This is a genomic window from Streptomyces clavuligerus (assembly GCF_005519465.1).
In the GTDB taxonomy this organism is placed as follows: Bacteria; Actinomycetota; Actinomycetes; order Streptomycetales; family Streptomycetaceae; genus Streptomyces; species Streptomyces clavuligerus.
On record NZ_CP027859.1, the window covers coordinates 1,105,731 to 1,121,013 of the forward strand.

Annotated in this window: 16 protein-coding genes; 10 read left to right on the forward strand and 6 right to left on the reverse strand. The window is 72.4% G+C overall.

The genetic code is table 11. From position 1 onward, the window contains the following. Positions 1-35 precede the first annotated feature (35 nt). The 4 genes from CRV15_RS33055 (at position 36) to CRV15_RS33070 (ending at position 3,504) form a co-directional block, all read left to right on the forward strand. A complete protein-coding gene (locus CRV15_RS33055) occupies positions 36-407 on the forward strand; it encodes a DUF4180 domain-containing protein (RefSeq protein WP_003952972.1) in 372 nt (123 codons plus the stop codon). 204 nt (positions 408-611) lie between these two features. Next, positions 612-2,606 carry an MFS transporter gene (locus CRV15_RS33060; RefSeq protein ID WP_003952973.1) on the forward strand — a complete coding sequence of 665 codons (1,995 nt, stop codon included), beginning with the start codon at positions 612-614 and terminating at the stop codon, positions 2,604-2,606. Then, on the forward strand, positions 2,603-3,151 hold the full coding sequence (locus CRV15_RS33065; RefSeq protein WP_003963415.1) for a MarR family winged helix-turn-helix transcriptional regulator: 549 nt from the start codon (positions 2,603-2,605) through the stop codon (positions 3,149-3,151). Before CRV15_RS33060 ends, CRV15_RS33065 begins: the two co-directional genes overlap by 4 nt. Before the next feature lie 92 nt (positions 3,152-3,243). Beyond that, on the forward strand, positions 3,244-3,504 hold the full coding sequence (locus CRV15_RS33070; RefSeq protein ID WP_003952976.1) for a hypothetical protein: 261 nt from the start codon (positions 3,244-3,246) through the stop codon (positions 3,502-3,504). A gap of 168 nt (positions 3,505-3,672) precedes the next feature. Here the strand turns inward: CRV15_RS33070 and CRV15_RS33075 are convergent, their stop codons facing one another. From CRV15_RS33075 to CRV15_RS33100, 6 genes are all read right to left on the reverse strand, one after another. Next, complete coding sequence (locus CRV15_RS33075; protein ID WP_003952977.1) at positions 3,673-4,314, reverse strand: DUF1326 domain-containing protein; 642 nt, start codon at positions 4,312-4,314, stop codon at positions 3,673-3,675. 204 nt (positions 4,315-4,518) lie between these two features. Next, complete coding sequence (locus tag CRV15_RS33080; protein ID WP_009999418.1) at positions 4,519-4,893, reverse strand: hypothetical protein; 375 nt, start codon at positions 4,891-4,893, stop codon at positions 4,519-4,521. 17 nt (positions 4,894-4,910) lie between these two features. After that, positions 4,911-5,381, reverse strand: a complete 471-nt coding sequence (locus CRV15_RS37610) for an Ig-like domain-containing protein (protein ID WP_009999419.1) — start codon at positions 5,379-5,381, stop codon at positions 4,911-4,913. Between the two features lie 34 nt (positions 5,382-5,415). Next, positions 5,416-5,901 carry a peptidase inhibitor family I36 protein gene (locus CRV15_RS33090; RefSeq protein ID WP_003952979.1) on the reverse strand — a complete coding sequence of 162 codons (486 nt, stop codon included), beginning with the start codon at positions 5,899-5,901 and terminating at the stop codon, positions 5,416-5,418. Next, a complete protein-coding gene (locus CRV15_RS33095) occupies positions 5,898-6,575 on the reverse strand; it encodes a hypothetical protein (RefSeq protein ID WP_003952980.1) in 678 nt (225 codons plus the stop codon). Before CRV15_RS33095 ends, CRV15_RS33090 begins: the two co-directional genes overlap by 4 nt. After that, the gene (locus CRV15_RS33100) at positions 6,563-7,075 is read right to left on the reverse strand and encodes a hypothetical protein (protein ID WP_003963418.1); all 513 of its coding nucleotides are present in this window, start codon (positions 7,073-7,075) and stop codon (positions 6,563-6,565) included. Before CRV15_RS33100 ends, CRV15_RS33095 begins: the two co-directional genes overlap by 13 nt. Before the next feature lie 447 nt (positions 7,076-7,522). On the opposite strand from CRV15_RS33100, the gene CRV15_RS33105 reads away from it, so the two are divergent. The 6 genes from CRV15_RS33105 to CRV15_RS33130 all read left to right on the forward strand — a co-directional run bounded on the left by CRV15_RS33105 (position 7,523) and on the right by CRV15_RS33130 (position 15,205). Continuing rightward, entirely contained in the window at positions 7,523-8,077 is a 555-nt protein-coding gene (locus tag CRV15_RS33105; protein WP_003952982.1) for a YbaK/EbsC family protein, read from the forward strand. Between the two features lie 235 nt (positions 8,078-8,312). Continuing rightward, entirely contained in the window at positions 8,313-9,515 is a 1,203-nt protein-coding gene (locus tag CRV15_RS33110) for a DUF5954 family protein (RefSeq protein ID WP_044954830.1), read from the forward strand. 224 nt (positions 9,516-9,739) lie between these two features. Then, on the forward strand, positions 9,740-10,882 hold the full coding sequence (locus CRV15_RS33115) for a macro domain-containing protein (RefSeq protein WP_003952984.1): 1,143 nt from the start codon (positions 9,740-9,742) through the stop codon (positions 10,880-10,882). Beyond that, the gene (locus tag CRV15_RS33120; protein WP_009999423.1) at positions 10,873-11,583 is read left to right on the forward strand and encodes a hypothetical protein; all 711 of its coding nucleotides are present in this window, start codon (positions 10,873-10,875) and stop codon (positions 11,581-11,583) included. The genes CRV15_RS33115 and CRV15_RS33120 overlap by 10 nt, the downstream gene beginning before the upstream one ends. A gap of 5 nt (positions 11,584-11,588) precedes the next feature. Continuing rightward, on the forward strand, positions 11,589-12,293 hold the full coding sequence (locus CRV15_RS33125) for an RES family NAD+ phosphorylase (protein WP_003952986.1): 705 nt from the start codon (positions 11,589-11,591) through the stop codon (positions 12,291-12,293). Positions 12,294-12,331: 38 nt separating this feature from the next. Then, positions 12,332-15,205, forward strand: a complete 2,874-nt coding sequence (locus CRV15_RS33130; protein WP_003963422.1) for a CHAT domain-containing protein — start codon at positions 12,332-12,334, stop codon at positions 15,203-15,205. The last annotated feature ends 78 nt before the right edge of the window (positions 15,206-15,283 follow it).

Below are 15,283 nucleotides of genomic sequence, written 5' to 3' on the forward strand. Positions count from 1 at the left end.
ACGCCGTTCCGCCCCGGACCGTACTCTCTGCTCCCATGACCACGGTCCAGGAGTTCCACGGCGTCCCGGTGATGATGCACCCCTCCGACGGCGACATCGTCGCCACGGAGCAGGATGCCCTGGACCTCATCGGCAACGCCGGGTATCAGGGCGCCCGCTGGACCGCCGTCCCCGCCGACCGCCTCGACACCGCGTTCTTCCAGCTCCGGACCCGTCTGGCCGGGAGCATCGTCCAGAAGTTCGTCCAGTACGGGATGGGACTCGCGGTCGTCGGCGACATATCCCGGCACACGGAGGAGAGTTCGGCGCTGCGGGACTTCGTCCGCGAGTGCAACCGGGGACAGCAGACCTGGTTCGTGTCCGACCTCGACGACCTCGGCGAGCGGCTGAAGCAGGGGCGGCGCTGACGCCGTCGGCCCGCCCCCGGGCGACGGGGACCCCCGTCGAACCCTGACGGTCACCCTCCGGTGACGGTACGTTCCACCGCGCTGGGACGGAGGTCGGCCCGGCCTCACTGAGACCCTTTGGCAATACTGCCCATAGGGGTCTAATTTGGTTGATGTCAAGCAAGTAATCGCGGGCCCCACCGGACCCCTGTGGAAGTGATTCCCATGGGAACAGCCGTCGGCCCCCGCTACAAGTGGGTCGCCCTCTCCAACACCACGCTCGGTGTCCTGATCGCCACGATCAATATGTCGATCATGCTGATCGCCCTCCCCGATATCTTCCGGGGCATCGGCGTCGACCCGCTCCAACCCGGCAACACGGGGCTACTGCTCTGGCTGATCATGGGATATCTGGTGGTCACGGCCGTGCTGGTGGTCTCGTTCGGACGGCTCGGCGATATGTACGGCCGGGCGCGCATGTACAACACCGGCTTCGCCGTCTTCACCGTCTTCTCCATACTGCTCTCGGTGACCTGGGCACATGGCACGGCCGGGGCGCTGTGGCTGATCGCCATGCGGGTGCTCCAGGGGGTCGGCGGCGCCATGCTCATGGCCAACTCCAGCGCGATCCTCACCGACGCCTTCCCGCCCGGGGAACGCGGGCTCGCCCTCGGGCTCAACCAGGTCGCCGGGATCACCGGCTCGTTCCTCGGACTGGTCATCGGTGGACTCCTCGGGCCGATCGACTGGCGGCTGGTCTTCCTGGTCTCCGTGCCCTTCGGGCTCTTCGGCACCGTCTGGGCCTTCCTCCGGCTCAAGGACACCGGAATCCGCACCCCCGCCCGCCCCGACTGGTGGGGCAACATCACCTTCGGCGCCGGGCTGATCGCCGTCCTCGCCGGGATCACCTATGGCATCCAGCCCTACGGCGGACACCCCATGGGCTGGACCAATCCGGCCGTCCTCGCCGCCATCACCGGGGGCATCGCCCTGCTGGGTCTCTTCTGCCTGGTGGAGACCCGGGTACCCGAGCCCATGTTCCGGCTGGACCTCTTCCGTATCCGCGCCTTCACGGCGGGAAACCTCGCCAGCCTGCTCGCCTCGCTGGGCCGTGGCGGGCTGATGTTCATCCTGATCATCTGGCTCCAGGGCATCTGGCTGCCCCGCCACGGCTACGGTTTCGCCGAGACCCCGCTCTGGGCGGGCATCTATATGCTCCCGCTCACCCTGGGCTTCCTGGTCGCGGGCCCCGTCTCGGGCTGGTTCTCCGACCGCTACGGCGCACGGATCTTCACCACGGGGGGCATGCTCCTCGCCGCCGGGACCTTCGCCGCGCTCCAGGCGCTGCCCGTCGACTTCGACTATCCCGCCTTCGCGCTGATCCTCCTGCTCAACGGGATCGGCATGGGCCTGTTCGCAGCCCCCAACCGGGCCGCGATCATGAACAGCCTCCCGCCCGACCAGCGGGGTGTGGGGGCGGGGATCAGCACCACGTTCCAGAACTCCGCCATGGTGCTCTCGATCGGTGTCTTCTTCTCACTGATGATCGCGGGACTCGCGGGCTCCCTGCCCACCACTCTGACCAGCGGGCTCACCACCCAGGGTGTGCCCGCCGCCGACGCCGTCCGGATCGCCGCGCTGCCGCCGGTCGGTGTGCTCTTCGCCTCGCTCCTCGGGTACAACCCGGTGGGGACGCTGCTCGGCAGCCAGGTCCTGGACCGGCTGCCACCGGGGCACGCGGCCTATCTGACGGGACGTGAGTTCTTCCCGCAGCTGATCTCGGGGCCCTTCGCCCAGGGGCTCTCCGTCGCCTTCGACTTCGCCATGGTCGCCTGTCTGGTGGCCGCGGTCGCCTCGCTCCTCAGGGGCGGCAGGTACATCCACGGCACCGACGGCGACGGCGCCACCCCGCCCGGTGCCACGGCGGAAGCGCCCGGGAGGGCTTCCGCCGGAGGCGGCGACGGCCACGGAGGAGGGGGCGAGGACGGGGACCGGCGGCCCGCCGGCCGCACCGGTCTCTCCGGGTGTACAAGGCGTACGAGTCACCTGGACCACACCGGGCGCGAGGACCACACCGACCGCACCAGGCGTGCCGATCGTGCTGACCACGTCGACCACACTGACCACACCGACCAGGCCGTGGGCACCGGGACCGCTGAACGGCCACCGCCCGGCGGCCCCGCCCCCGTACCCCGTACCGACACCCGGAGCCCCCGGTGACCGCCGCCGACCCACTGCCCCGTCCCGGCCGGGAACAGAACGAGCGGAAGGACCCCGACCGGAAGCGGGCCGGCCAGGGCGGCGGGGCCGGACCCGCCGCACCGGATCAGTTCGCCGGGCGGCTGCGCGCCGCGCTCCACGGCATATTGCCGCTGTTGCGGGGCGGTCGGCGCATCCATCCTGACCTCACCCCGAGCCGCCTCACCGCTCTCGCCGAACTGCACACGGCCGAACGGCCCCTGCGGATCTCGGAACTGGCCGCCCGGACGGGTATCGCCCTCTCCACCGCCTCCCGCATGGTCGACCTCCTCGCCGCCTCCGGCTGGATCGACCGCCACCCCGACCCGGCCGACCAGCGCGCCAGCCTGATCAGCCTCAGCGAGGAGGGCGATACGCTGCTCCGGACGGTGCGCCGGGAGACCGAGAGCGCCCTGTGCCATGCGATCCTCCGTCTCGACCCCGTACGGAGGGAACAACTCCGCCAGGCCCTGCCCGTGCTGGAGGCCCTGGCCCGACAGGCGCGCCACCCGGAACCCCCGCGCTGAGCACCGGCCGCACGGGCCGCACGGACGACTCCGCGCGGGTCGTCCCCCGCCGTCGGCCGTGACCCCCGCCGGAGGCGGCCGTTATCCCGGGCATGACCAAGAGACATCGCATCCTCACCGCCGTCGTCCTCGCCGCCGGGGCCTCCGTGCTCTCCGCGGGCACCGCGGCTGCCGCCCCCGCGCCGCAGCCCACCCCGTCCCCCGCCGCGGGGATGACGAACGGTGCCCAGGATCTCAGCCAGTTGAATCAACTCGGCCAGCTCGGCCAGCTCACCCAGGTACTGGGGGCGCTGGGGCAGCTCACGCCCCTGACGGACCCGGTGACCATGCTGGCCGGCGCCGCGATCGAGTAGGTCCTCGAACCAGTGGTCCGGCGGTCGGAACCCGCCGTGGACCCACCCGACCCATCCGGCCCGCCGGACCCGCGCGGCCGTGCCGGACCCCGTTGACCCCTGTCGATCCGGGCAGCGTGAGCCGCCCGGATCGACAGGGGTGCACGCCCTGTGGCGGGCAGCGCGCCGTTACGCGTCCGGACGCCAGTCGAACGGGAAGTGCTTACTGGAGCCGCCGCGGTACTCGGCGGAGAAGTCGAAGCCCTCGGCGTGGTCCTCGCTCACGACACCCCAGGTGGCGACCTGTCCGGGACCCACCTCCGCCCCGGGGGCGTTGATGAGCTGCACCCGGCGGCCGGGGTCCGACGTGGGGCCGGTCAGCGCCTTGGCGCCGACGCTCACCTTGTCGGAGACGGTCGCGCGCCAGTGCGCCAGATCGGCCGCGGCGTCGAAGTGGATCGGGGCGTACCGCACATCGCGCACCTCGGTGATCAGCGAGCCGAATGTGCCCGGCCAGCCGCCCGCGTTGCCCCGGAAGATCTCCTCCAGGGCGTCCCGCTGCTCCTGTGTGCCCTTCGCGTCTATGTAGAACATCGCCGTCATCGTGGCATCGGGGTCGTTCACCCACATGTTCCCGGTGAACTCGCCGAGCGCCACGACGCCCAGGCCGTCGAGGCGGACGCCCCCGAAGTGCCCCTCGTGGATCTGCCAGACGAGCGTGAACCGGCAGCAGCCGTCCGTCGGGGCCTGCGCGAAGGTGCAGGGGCAGGGCAGCGAGCAGCTGCATACGTCGAACCACTCGCCCTTGAGGTGCCAGTTCGTCTCGCTCATGGCCGTTCCCTCTCTCACCGATCTCGCTGATACCCCGGTGGGGTATCGATCTGACGAGAGGCTAACCCGCTGCTCACGGCCGCGTCAAATACCCATGGGGGGTATTTCTGGGGTGACTTCACCGGCGCGTCCCCCGAACACGCGCCGACGGCGCGGACGCATGGGGAGTGCGTCCGCGCCGCCGAACGGGGTGCCGGGGGTCGGTCAGGGAGCCGGAGTGGAGGGAGCGGGAGGCAGTGGACGCTTCATGAGGAACGTCCAGTAGCCGCCGGTGCCCTCGGAGACGGGACCGACGACGTCCCAGCCCTCCGCGCCGAACTCGGCGAGTTCGCCGAGGTCTTCGCCCCGGGGCCGGGCGAGGGCCCAGCGGTACTCCCAGGTGTCGAGCGCGGCGACCTGAGCCGGGGCCGGGGGCGGAGTGCCCGGTTCGGGGGCCGCCGCCACGGCGGTGCCCGCGGCGGCCAGGCCGATCAGGGCGGCGGCAGCCGCGATCCGGCCCCAGCGGCGCGGCCGGTTCCGCTCATGGGGCCCATCCGCGGCAGCGGACGGTACGGGTGGTGATGCGGGCGTGGTGCTCACTTGCGCCTCACAGGGTGTCAGGAGGTGATCGTGATCTCGAAGCCGACCTGCGCGTGGTCGTTGGCGGACGCCGTGACCAGGTCGGGGCCGGGCGCCCCGGCGGCGGTCAGCTCGGGGGCGACGGCCATGCCCTCGGCGTCGGTGACGACGGTGGCATCGTCGGTGCCGTCGGGGAACTTCAGCCCCGGGCCGGGAGTTGAGAAGGTGACGGTGGCGCCTTCGACGGGCTGGTAGTCACCGTCCAGGGCCTGGACGGCCAGTTGTACGGGCGCCTGCGTGCCGGTCGGCACCTCCTGGCTGTCCCCGGCGACGGCACGCAGATGGTCGACCCGGGCGTTGGCGTCGGCCGGGGCGGCGCCCCGCAGGGCGGAGGTGGCAGCGGAGGTGGTGGCGGCGGGAGTGGCGGTGGCGGCGCTCGCGGTCAGGAGGCCGAAGGCGACGGCCGCGCCGAGCAGCACGGCGGAGCCACGGCGGAGGACGATGGGCATGGACAGACCCCCAGATGATGTGGTCGGCATGCCCTCAGCACACCTTGACGGACTTGTACTCGGACGTATCCGCTGTCTCGAAGGGCTTCAGCGTGGTCTTCGTCCCGGTGTAGTCGTTGCCCTCGAACCCGCAGTAGGTGACGGGCGAGTTGTTGACCCAGCTGTAGACGCCTCCCATGGAGCCCTCGTTGGCGAACCTCAGATCCTCGACCCTCGGGGCGTCGGCGCCGGGCAGCAGGGCATAGGAGCCGTACTTGAGGTGGTAGCTCCCCCAGATGCAGAACCACCCCTGGGGGCAGGAGGGGCCGAACTCGTTGTGCTGATTGCTGTTGAGGGTGTGGACACCGGGCACATTGACCGGGCCGTCGGCGGCCGTCGAGGCCGTTGCCGTACCGGCCAGTACGGCCGCCGTCCCCACGGCGAGCAGGGCGTGGACCACCCGGCGGCGGGCCGTGCGGCCGTTCTTCGGCGTCACCCGGTCCGCCGGGCCCAGCAGGCTCATCAGACGTGTCGTGCTCATCGGGGCTCCTTCGTCACATTCCGGTTCGCGGCCGGGGCGGGCAGCGCCTCGGTCCAGACGGCCTTCCCGACCCCGGGCACCTCGACGGTGAGGGGACCGACGCGCTGATAGCGCTGGCTCGGCCGGTCGCAGTCGAGGATGCGCTCGTAGTAGCCGGACTGCGCCACGGTCTGGATGCCGACGTTGTAGGTGTAGCCCTTACGGGGGCCGACGGTGTGCCGGACCTCCGTCTCCTTCTCGATGGAGTTGGTCTCGGTGAAGGAGAACTTGTAACTCGCCGACAGGGTCGTCTTCATGCTCGCGGCGAAGATGTCGAACCCGGCCTCCACCGAGATCCCGATCTCCGCCGAGTGGGAGAAGGACCGTGTCAGGGTCTCCTTCACCCGCTCGGTCCGCTCCAGCGGCTCGTTCCCCTGCCGGTTGTCGAAGGTGAACGAGTCCGCGACGACACGGTCGAAGACCGGATCACCCACGGGGTCGAAGTGCCACTTGCCGTCGCACTCCACGTCGTACGCGTCGGCGACCGCGGGTGCGGCGGCGGGCATGGCCACCAGTGCGGACGCCGCCAGCGAGCAGGCCCCGAGCAGCGCCCCGGTGCGGCGGGTGAAGGACGAGGCGAAGGACGTGGCGAACGAGGAGCCGCGCGAGGCGGTGAGCGAGGTCAGGAGTTCCACGGCGTCCCCAGGAAGGTCAGGTCACTCGCACCGGACGGCTTGTCGGCGGTCCACCACACCTGCGCGCCGGGGTGGCTGAGCTGGAGGTCCACACTCACGGACTGCTTGGACTTCACCACGGGCCAGACGACGTTGTAGGTGCCGGTCAGGTTCTCGGCGCACGCCTGCGGCGTGGCCTCGGTGCCCTTGCCGCCGTCGCAGTCGTACACGACGACCGAGAGATTGGCGTAGGCGCGGTTGGGGTTGGTGAAGATCAGCCGCTGTCCCGGCTCCCCGTCGATCGACACCGTGCACCACGAGAGCGTGCCCCCGGTGACCTTCACCGGGGCGCTGGTCTCGCCCACGCAGCTCACGGCCTTCGGCTTCGGCTGCGGCTCCGGTGCCGCGGGCGCGGGGCCGCTCAGGGCCACCACGCTCAGCGGCGCCGCCAGCAGGGCCGCTCCCCGCACACCCCATGTTCTGTTCCGCTGGGTCCGCGCGGCGGACAACTCATCAGGCATGACTCCTCCAGACATCTCGGGCATGGTTGATTCGTTCGTCGAGTTGTGGGTTCTCCGGCTGCCCCCGGCCGTGCGAGGTCACAGCCGGACAGGGCCACCCGGACAGGGGCTGCCTGCGCGTCAGCGCCCTGTCCGCGGTGGTCGGCGTCCACCGTGGTCGATTCACCCGGCTTCCGCCGGTCCCCACCGTGAGCCTTTCGCCTGTGGGCTGCGGCTTCGGTGTCGCATGCCGGTCAACCAGCGCGGAGGCGCTCCGGTTACCGACCAGCTCATAGGATCACCCCTTCAGGGGAGCCGCTACGGAGGCCCTGGCCCGCCCGGTGCGGAGCTGGTAGACACGGGTGTGCGCGGGCGCGCACGGGAAGGGGACGGTGCGGGTCCGGTGCAGGCCCGTCGCCCCGGGAAGCATCATGTTCCCCCTGGACCACGCCTGTTAGCGTGAGCCGTATGCGCGCTCCCCTCGGTGACTTCGACGACGCCCGGCCCGCTCTCGACTGTGTCGACCTGCTGACCCCACCGGTCGCCGACGCCGTACGCGCCGGTGCGGGCGACCTCCCGCCCGACCAGCTCATCTTCGTGGACACCGACCCGGAGATCGCGGACACCGCCGCGTTCGTCGCGCACTACGGCGCCGGGCTGCTGGACGCGTCCGCCAACTGCGTGGTGGTGGCCGCCAAACGCGGCGGCGGGACGACGTTCGCCGCCTGCCTCGTCCTGTCCAGCGGCCGGGTCGACGTCAACGGGGTGGTCCGCAAACACCTCGGCGCGCGCAAGGCGTCGTTCGCCCCGATGGACACCGCGACCGGACGGACCGGGATGGAGTACGGCGGCATCACCCCCGTCGGACTGCCCGGCGACTGGCCCCTGTTGATCGACACGGCGATCGCCGGGCTCCCCTGGGTACTCGTCGGCAGCGGACGCCGACGCGGAAAACTGATCCTTCCCGGAAAGGCGTTCGCGGCGCTGCCGGGCGCGCGGCTGGTCGACGGCCTCGGCGTCTGATCCCCCGGCGGCCACCGCCCGTTCGAACGGAATTCCTGTTCCGTCCGTCCTCCGCCCCTGCCATCCGCCGCCGCTCCCGTGACACCGCCGCGGCTGTGGCCAGGGCCCTCCGCCGCCGTCCCGGTGCCCCTGCGCGGGGCCGCCCCCGACCCGTTGCCCCCGTTCCTCCTCCTCCGTTCCTGTGACGATGAGTGAACGGGCAACAGCGGTGCGCCGCGATCGGCAAGATGGGGCCATGAGCCATGGAGAGATGGGGCCGGTGCGAGGGCGGCCGATGGTGGTGCGTGTTCCCGTGGAGCCGGTGGAGGCCGCGGTGGAAGCCGACGCGGCGGACGCCGCCGCCCGGGTCGGCGATCTGGCGGTGCGCGGACCGCTGTTCGGCGTGGCCGTGCAGCACGCCGGGGACGGGCAGCGCTGGCAGGTCGTCGTCCCGGTGATGGAAGGCTGCCCGCAGCGGGCGCGCGACAATCTGAACTCGCTGCTGTGGTTCCGCGCCAGGGACGACGCCCAGGACAGAGCGGAACGGCGCGCCCTGCTGGCGGCGGTCGCCCGGCTGGAGACCGAACGCGTCGACGACCTCGTGGTGGGGGAGTCCCGCTACCGGATCGTGCGCGCCGAGGAGTACGCGTGCACGGGCCCCGACGGCATGGAGCTGCCCCGGCCCACCGATCCGGAACCGCCCCACCCCGACTGGTCCCTCGACGGCCGTGACCCGGAGATCGACGACGGCCTGCTCCTGGACCCGGACGCGCCGGTCACCCCGACCCAGGCCGCGGAACAGCTCGCGCTGCGCGATCTGCACTACACCGGCGACCGCTTCCCCGGCAGTGTCCTCGCCGACTCGCTCCATGCCCTGGACACCCACCCGGACATCCTGCTGATGCCCGCCACGTTCACCGTCGTCCAGCAGTCCGAGAACGGATGGAAACCGGTCACCTGTCTGCACGCCAGCGTGCACGCCGCCCGCAGATCGCTGGACTTCACCCTGAGGTGGTCGTGGCCGCGCATGCGCGGGCTCATTCCTTTCGAGGCCATCAGGGAGATCGATCCGCAGACCCTCACCACCCCGGACGCCGCGGACAACCCGGAACTGGCGCCCTATATGGAGGCCGCCGCCAGACTCCGGAACGGCCGCGTCAACCGGCTCGAATTCCAGGGCACCGCCTACCAGATCGCCCGCACCCGCCGTCTGCTGCGCTGGGGCCCCGACGGCCCCGAGGGGCCGCGCCCGTCCGACACCAACAGCCAGGACCCCGAGCGCATGCACCCGCCGATGGACGAGGACGGCAACATCCTCCCCGAGGACGACTTCGACGAGGACTTCGAGGACTTCGGGGACTTCGAGGGCGAGTTCGAGGGCTCCGCCGGAGGCGGGATCACGGACGGCGTCGCCCGTGGCGTCAAGGGCGAGGACGAGGGCACGCTCTCCGAGCGCTGACGGGTCGGGTACCGAGGCGCCGGGTACCGAGGCGGGCCGGTCGGAGGCGGGACGAGGGGGGCGGGAACGGTGGCGGGCCGGTCGGAGGCAGGAGCGCGGCGCGACCGCGGAACGACCGGAGGACGACCGGCCGCCGCCCCTCCGCCCGGCCCCGGCGTCACTAGAGTGTCGAGCCCCGGACAACCGACTTGTGACCGGCACCGGATACGCCGGATCATGGCCCCATGCCGCTGGGTGCCCGGGACGTCCGACCGTTCGATGCCGCGTCGATCCTCCGGGAGGTGAAGATGGTGCGGGCGGAGGGACTGGTCCGGCTCCGCGACCTCGACCTCCCCGCTCTCCGCCGGGCCGCCGCGCTCGTCTCGCCCGACATCACCGACGCCTGGCCCGTCGAGGTGGAGAACGTGCTGCGGGAGGCGGTGTCCCGGCTGGGCGGCGGCCATCTCCAGGAGGCGGCCGGTTACTCGCTCGGCCTCGCCCCCGGTATGCGGGACCTGGTGGCCGGTGACCGTCGCAAACGCGCCGCGAAGGTCTACGACCTCAGCGTCGAGCGCTTCCGCAAGAGCCAGGAGGAGATGATCCTCGGGCAGGTGGCCGAGCAGGTGTGCTGGCTGGCGGAGACCCGGGTGCACAGCGCCACGGCAACCGGGATACCCCTGCTCGCACCGCATGTGCAGCACCGCGTCCTCCAGGTCGGGCCGCTGCGGGCGACGGTCCATGTCCACCCCGTCGAGCTGGTGCGGGACATCGATGTGATCGTGTCCCCCAGCAATACCCACCTCGGCCTCCCCGAGATGTACAAGGCGTCCGTGGCGGCGTCCCTGCGCCGGGCCGGGGCGGTGCGCGACGCGACGGGCGGCGTGGTCGACGACCCCGTGCGCGACTCCCTCCTCGCCTGGCGCCGCGAGAACGGTGTGCTCGGCCGCCCCGTCCAGCCCGGCACCGTCGCGCCGACCGGCCCCGGTGCCCTCGTCGGCCGGGGAGTGCGCCGTATCTATCACGCGGCGGTCGCCGTGCCCCGGCCCGGTACGAGCGACTACGACGTCAATCCGCAGGACGTCGTCGCGGCGGCGGGCGCGGCGCTGGCGCTGATCGACGAGGAGCGTGACACCTTCGCGCCGCCGCTGCGTTCGATCTGCTTCCCCCTGCTCGGCGCGGGGCGCGGCGGACTGCCGACCCGGACGAGCGCGACCGCGCTGTGGACCGCGCTGGCGGCGGGTGCCGGACCCGGACGGGAGATCCACCTCGTCGTACGGCGGGCGCGGCAGGCGGACGAGGTCGCGGAGGCCGTCGGCGGCGTGTCCGTTCCTCCGCCCTGTGGAACCGAACCACCTGAACAGATGCAGAGAGGTCACAGGTGCGGGTGAACCCCTTCGCGGTGCTCGCCGCTTTCGCGGCCGACTGGAACAGACTGGCACCCGTGCTCGACCCCGCGGCACGTCGATCGCTGCGGGGGCGGCTCACCGAACTCAGATCACTGATCGCGAACGGCGCCGCCGTGTCCGACCGGGAGTCCGCGGCCGGCCGGGCGGTGGACGGAGTCCTCGGCTCCTTACCGGCGGACGAGGCCGCCCGGCTGCGTCACGAGGGCGGGACGGCGCGTTTCGCGGGCGCGTCGGCGGCCACACTTGAGCCGGGATTCCAGGGCTACAGCGCCATCGATCTGTGCCTGCTGGTCCTCGACGACAACCCCATGGTCGGCCCCGACCTCGGCCCCATCCGGGACCGGCTCCTCGCAGAGCCCTCGACCCCCTGGCACCTGGCGGCCGACCCCCGTCTGATCGTCCTCTCCGACCGGAACGGCCGAAAGTCACTGCCGCTCTTCCAGTTCGAGGCGGGCGCCATGCCCCGGCAGCCCCGGCAGACCTGGCGGCCCTGGCGGCCCTGGCGGATCGTCCTGGAGGTCAACACCCTTCTGGGCGCCGACCGGGACCCCTGGGGCGCGGCCGACTGGTGGCTGTCCCGTACGACCTGGTGGGAGGGGACACCGGCCGCGCTCCTCGGCGGCGGCCGGGACACCGAACTGCGGGGCGCGGCCGAAGCGCTCGTCGCCCCGGACGGGGAGTGAGGGCCATGGGAAAGTGTCCGCCTCCCGACGCCCTGCCGGGCGAGCCGGCCCGTGCTGTCCTGCGCGCCGGGACCCCGGTCTACCGGGTGCACACCACTGGCCGCGAGCCGACCGCGTACAACACCCGCCTCAGCCACCCCTTCTACTACGGCGGGCGCTTCGACAGCACTCCGTATGACACATATGGCTTTGTCTATGTCGGCTTCGGTGTCGGCGCCGCCCTCTGCGAGGTGCTGCTGCGGTCCCTCCCGTTCGAGGACGACGGAAGCCACGGAAGCAGCGGGCCCCGACGGCTCCTTCCGCGCTCGGCGTTCGAGCGGCGCAGCCTCGCCTTCCTCCAACTCACCGAGGACGTGCCGGTGGTGTCCCTGATGTCCGCGGCGGAGCTGGCGGCGGTGGCACAGGACCCCTGGCTGATTCACGCCGAAGGAAGGGACTATCCGCAGACACGCGACTGGGGTCACTGGATTCGCCGCCGGACGGCGCCCTGGGCGCGGGGTTTCGTCTGGCCGTCGAAACGGGACCCCGCCGACCGGGTCGCCGTCCTCTTCGACGACCGGGGCGGCGGAACCGGGGCACTCGAAGCGGCCGGATCCGCGTCCGTGGACTTCGGTACCCCGGAGGGCGAGCAGTGGCTCAACAACGCCCTGGCGCCCTATCTGACCCGGACCGCTCCGGAGGTCGGGGGAGCCGTGTCCGGGGAACGGTGACGTGGTGAGGACAGGGGTGAGGGCGGGGTGAGGAAGCGATGAGGAAACCGTACGACCTCCAGGCCCTGATGCACGAGATGCAGCAGTCGGCACGGCAGGGCCTGGTCTCCATCGAGGACATGCGCCGGATGACCGATCTGGTCCTCGACCGGCTCGGCTGCACGACGGGGGCCGAGGCGTTCGACAGGCTGTACGGGGACTGGCGGCAGTTGCCGCGGGGCACGGTGATGTCCGGGCTGCGCGCCGGACAGATCCTGGGCATGCTGCCGATGCTCCGCTTCGACGAGGTCGTCGGGGACCGGCAGCGGGAGGACGAACTGCGCGATGAGGCGCGGCGGTACGGCCCCGAGGGCGGAAAGTGGCAGAGCGCCGTCATCTCGATGGGCGCGTCGGCCGGGGCACAGCGGATGGCGGACCCCGGGGAGATGGAGGCGGCGATCGGCCGGATGGAGGAAGCGCTCGCCCTGGTGGAGCCGGGGAGCCGGGAGGCCGACGCCCTTGGAGTCCAGCACGCCGTCCTGCGGCTCCATCTCGCCCAGCTCACCGGGGGCGAGGACGACTTCGACTCGGCCGTCGACGATCTGGCCCGGCTGATCGGCTCGCCGATCTGGGACGACGGCCAGCGCACCGGTATGACGGCCCAACTGGCGGTGTTCCGTTCGCACCAGGCCATCCGGCACCAGGACGAAGCCGCGCTGGCGGAGCAGATCCGCGTCCTGGAGTCGGTGCTCCCCACGCTCCCGCCCGACCACATGGACCGCGTCGGACTCCAGTCCCAGTTGGAGGCGTCCCGTTCCCATCTGGCGATCCTGCGGGCCCGCCGCACGGGGGAGTGGCCCTCCGAGGACGCGGCGGTGTCGTTCACGGCGGACGCGGTACGGCGGGAGATCGCCGGGCTGCCGCGCGAGGCACGGATCGACCGGCTCGTCGAGACGGGCATCATCCTGGGCGGCCGTGCCCAGATGGCCAAGGACCACGCGGGGCTGGTCGAGGCGCAGGGACTGCTCAGGGAGGCGCTGGACCACCTCCAGCCCGACGACGAGCGCTGGACACGGGCCGCCTTCACCCTGGGGCTGAGCCATATGATCCAGGCGGTGCTCTCCCTCGCGCCGCGCAGGGACCGCACTCCCCACCTCGACCAGGGCATCTCCTGGCTTCGGCATGCCCGGCGGCTGGTCCGGGGCCCCGAGCACCCCCTGTGGGGGAACATGAGCATGGGTCTCGCCGACGCCCATCGGGTCCGCGGCGATGTGGTCCACGCGGTCGACCCCCAGGCCAAGCGCCGCCACCACGCCGAGGCCCGGCGCCTCGGCCTGGAATCCCTCACGGCCTCCGTCTGGGCGGTCCTGCTCCAGACCGGTACCGCCCACGCCGCGCAGACCGCCCGTTACGCCAGCGAACGGGCTTTCCAGGTGGCCCGCTGGTGCCTGGACGACGGCGCCCCCGCCGACGCCGTACGGGCCCTGGACTCCGGACGCGGGCTCACCCTGCACGCGGCGACCGTCGCCACCACCGTGCCGGACATGCTCGACGCCCTGGGCCGGTCCGACCTCGCGGACGAGTGGCGCCGGGCCGGTCCCGCCGCCGTGCCCGAACAGGGCCCGGGGACGGCACCGAACGCCCCGGTCACCGGCCCCGGCAGCAGGCTGCGCCGCCGCGTCCTCCAGGCGCTCGCCGCCTCACCGCTGCGCCGACGGCTGCTGAACACGCCCACGCCCGAGGAGATCGGGGCCGCCCTGCGCACCCTGGGCGCGACCGCGCTGGTCTATCTCGTCCCCGCCGACGACGAGGAACGGAGCATGAAGGACCAGGTGTTCTTCGGGCTGCGGGCCCTGCCGGGGATGGCCGTCCTGGTCCGTGCCGACGGGTCGGTCCGGACGCTGGAACTGCCCGATCTGTCGGTGTCCGCACCGGAGTTGGCGGAGTACCGGGCCCTGGGCACCCCGGGCCGCGACGCCGGGGGCCCGCCCACCGAGGCCGCCGCCGCTCCCGTCCCGCCCCGCCGCACCGGCGAGAGCCGCGCCGCCCTCGACCGGCTGTGCGACTGGGCCGGTACGGTCGCCATGCGGCCGCTGCTGCGGGAACTGGCCCGCGACGGCGGCCCGGCGCCGCGGCTCGTTCTCGTCCCCATGGCGGAGCTGGGACTCGTCCCCTGGCACGCGGCCCGGCTGCGGCGGCGCGGCACCACCGGGGTGTACGCCTGCCAGCAGGCCGACATCTCGTATCTGCCGTCGGCGCGCCTGCTCTGCGAGGTGGCCGCCCGGCCCGCCGCCGGGATCCGGCAGCCCCTCGTCGTCGGCAACCCCACCCGCGATCTGCACCACGCGGGCGAGGAGGCCGAGGCCATCCACCGCGCCTTCCACCCGGGCGGGGACCTCCTCGGCCCCGGCACCGCGACGCCCGCCGCCGTCACCGACTGGCTGCGCGGGCAGCGCGGCGGACTGCTCCACCTCGCCTGCCACGGAGTGGTGCGCCGGGGCGAGCGCCGCAGCTCCTCCCTCGTGCTCGCGGGCGGCGACCTCGCCGCCGAGGAGCTGACCGAGGGCGGAGCACGTTGTGAACGGCTGGATCTCGTCGTGCTCGCCGCCTGCCGCACCAGCGTCTCCGGGCACGGTTACGACGAGGCGTACAGCCTGTCGACGGCCTTCCTCGTCGCGGGCGCGCGATCGGTGATCGGGTCGCTCTGGCCGGTGCCCGACGAGGCCACATCGCTGCTGATGTACATGACCCACCACTATCTGAGCCGGGAGCGCCTGACGCCGGGGCAGGCGCTGCGCAGGGCCCAGCTCTGGATGCTCGACGACCGGCGCGAGGCGCCGCCCGGGATGCCGTACCGGCTTCAGGAGCGGATACGGCGGATCACGAGCGACGACCTGACGGCATGGGCGGGCTTCACCCACCTGGGGTGGTGAGCGCCGCGCCCTGCCGCACATCGGCGGGTGACCGGGCCCGGGGTCCACGGGCTCACGCGGGCACATCCGCACGTCGAC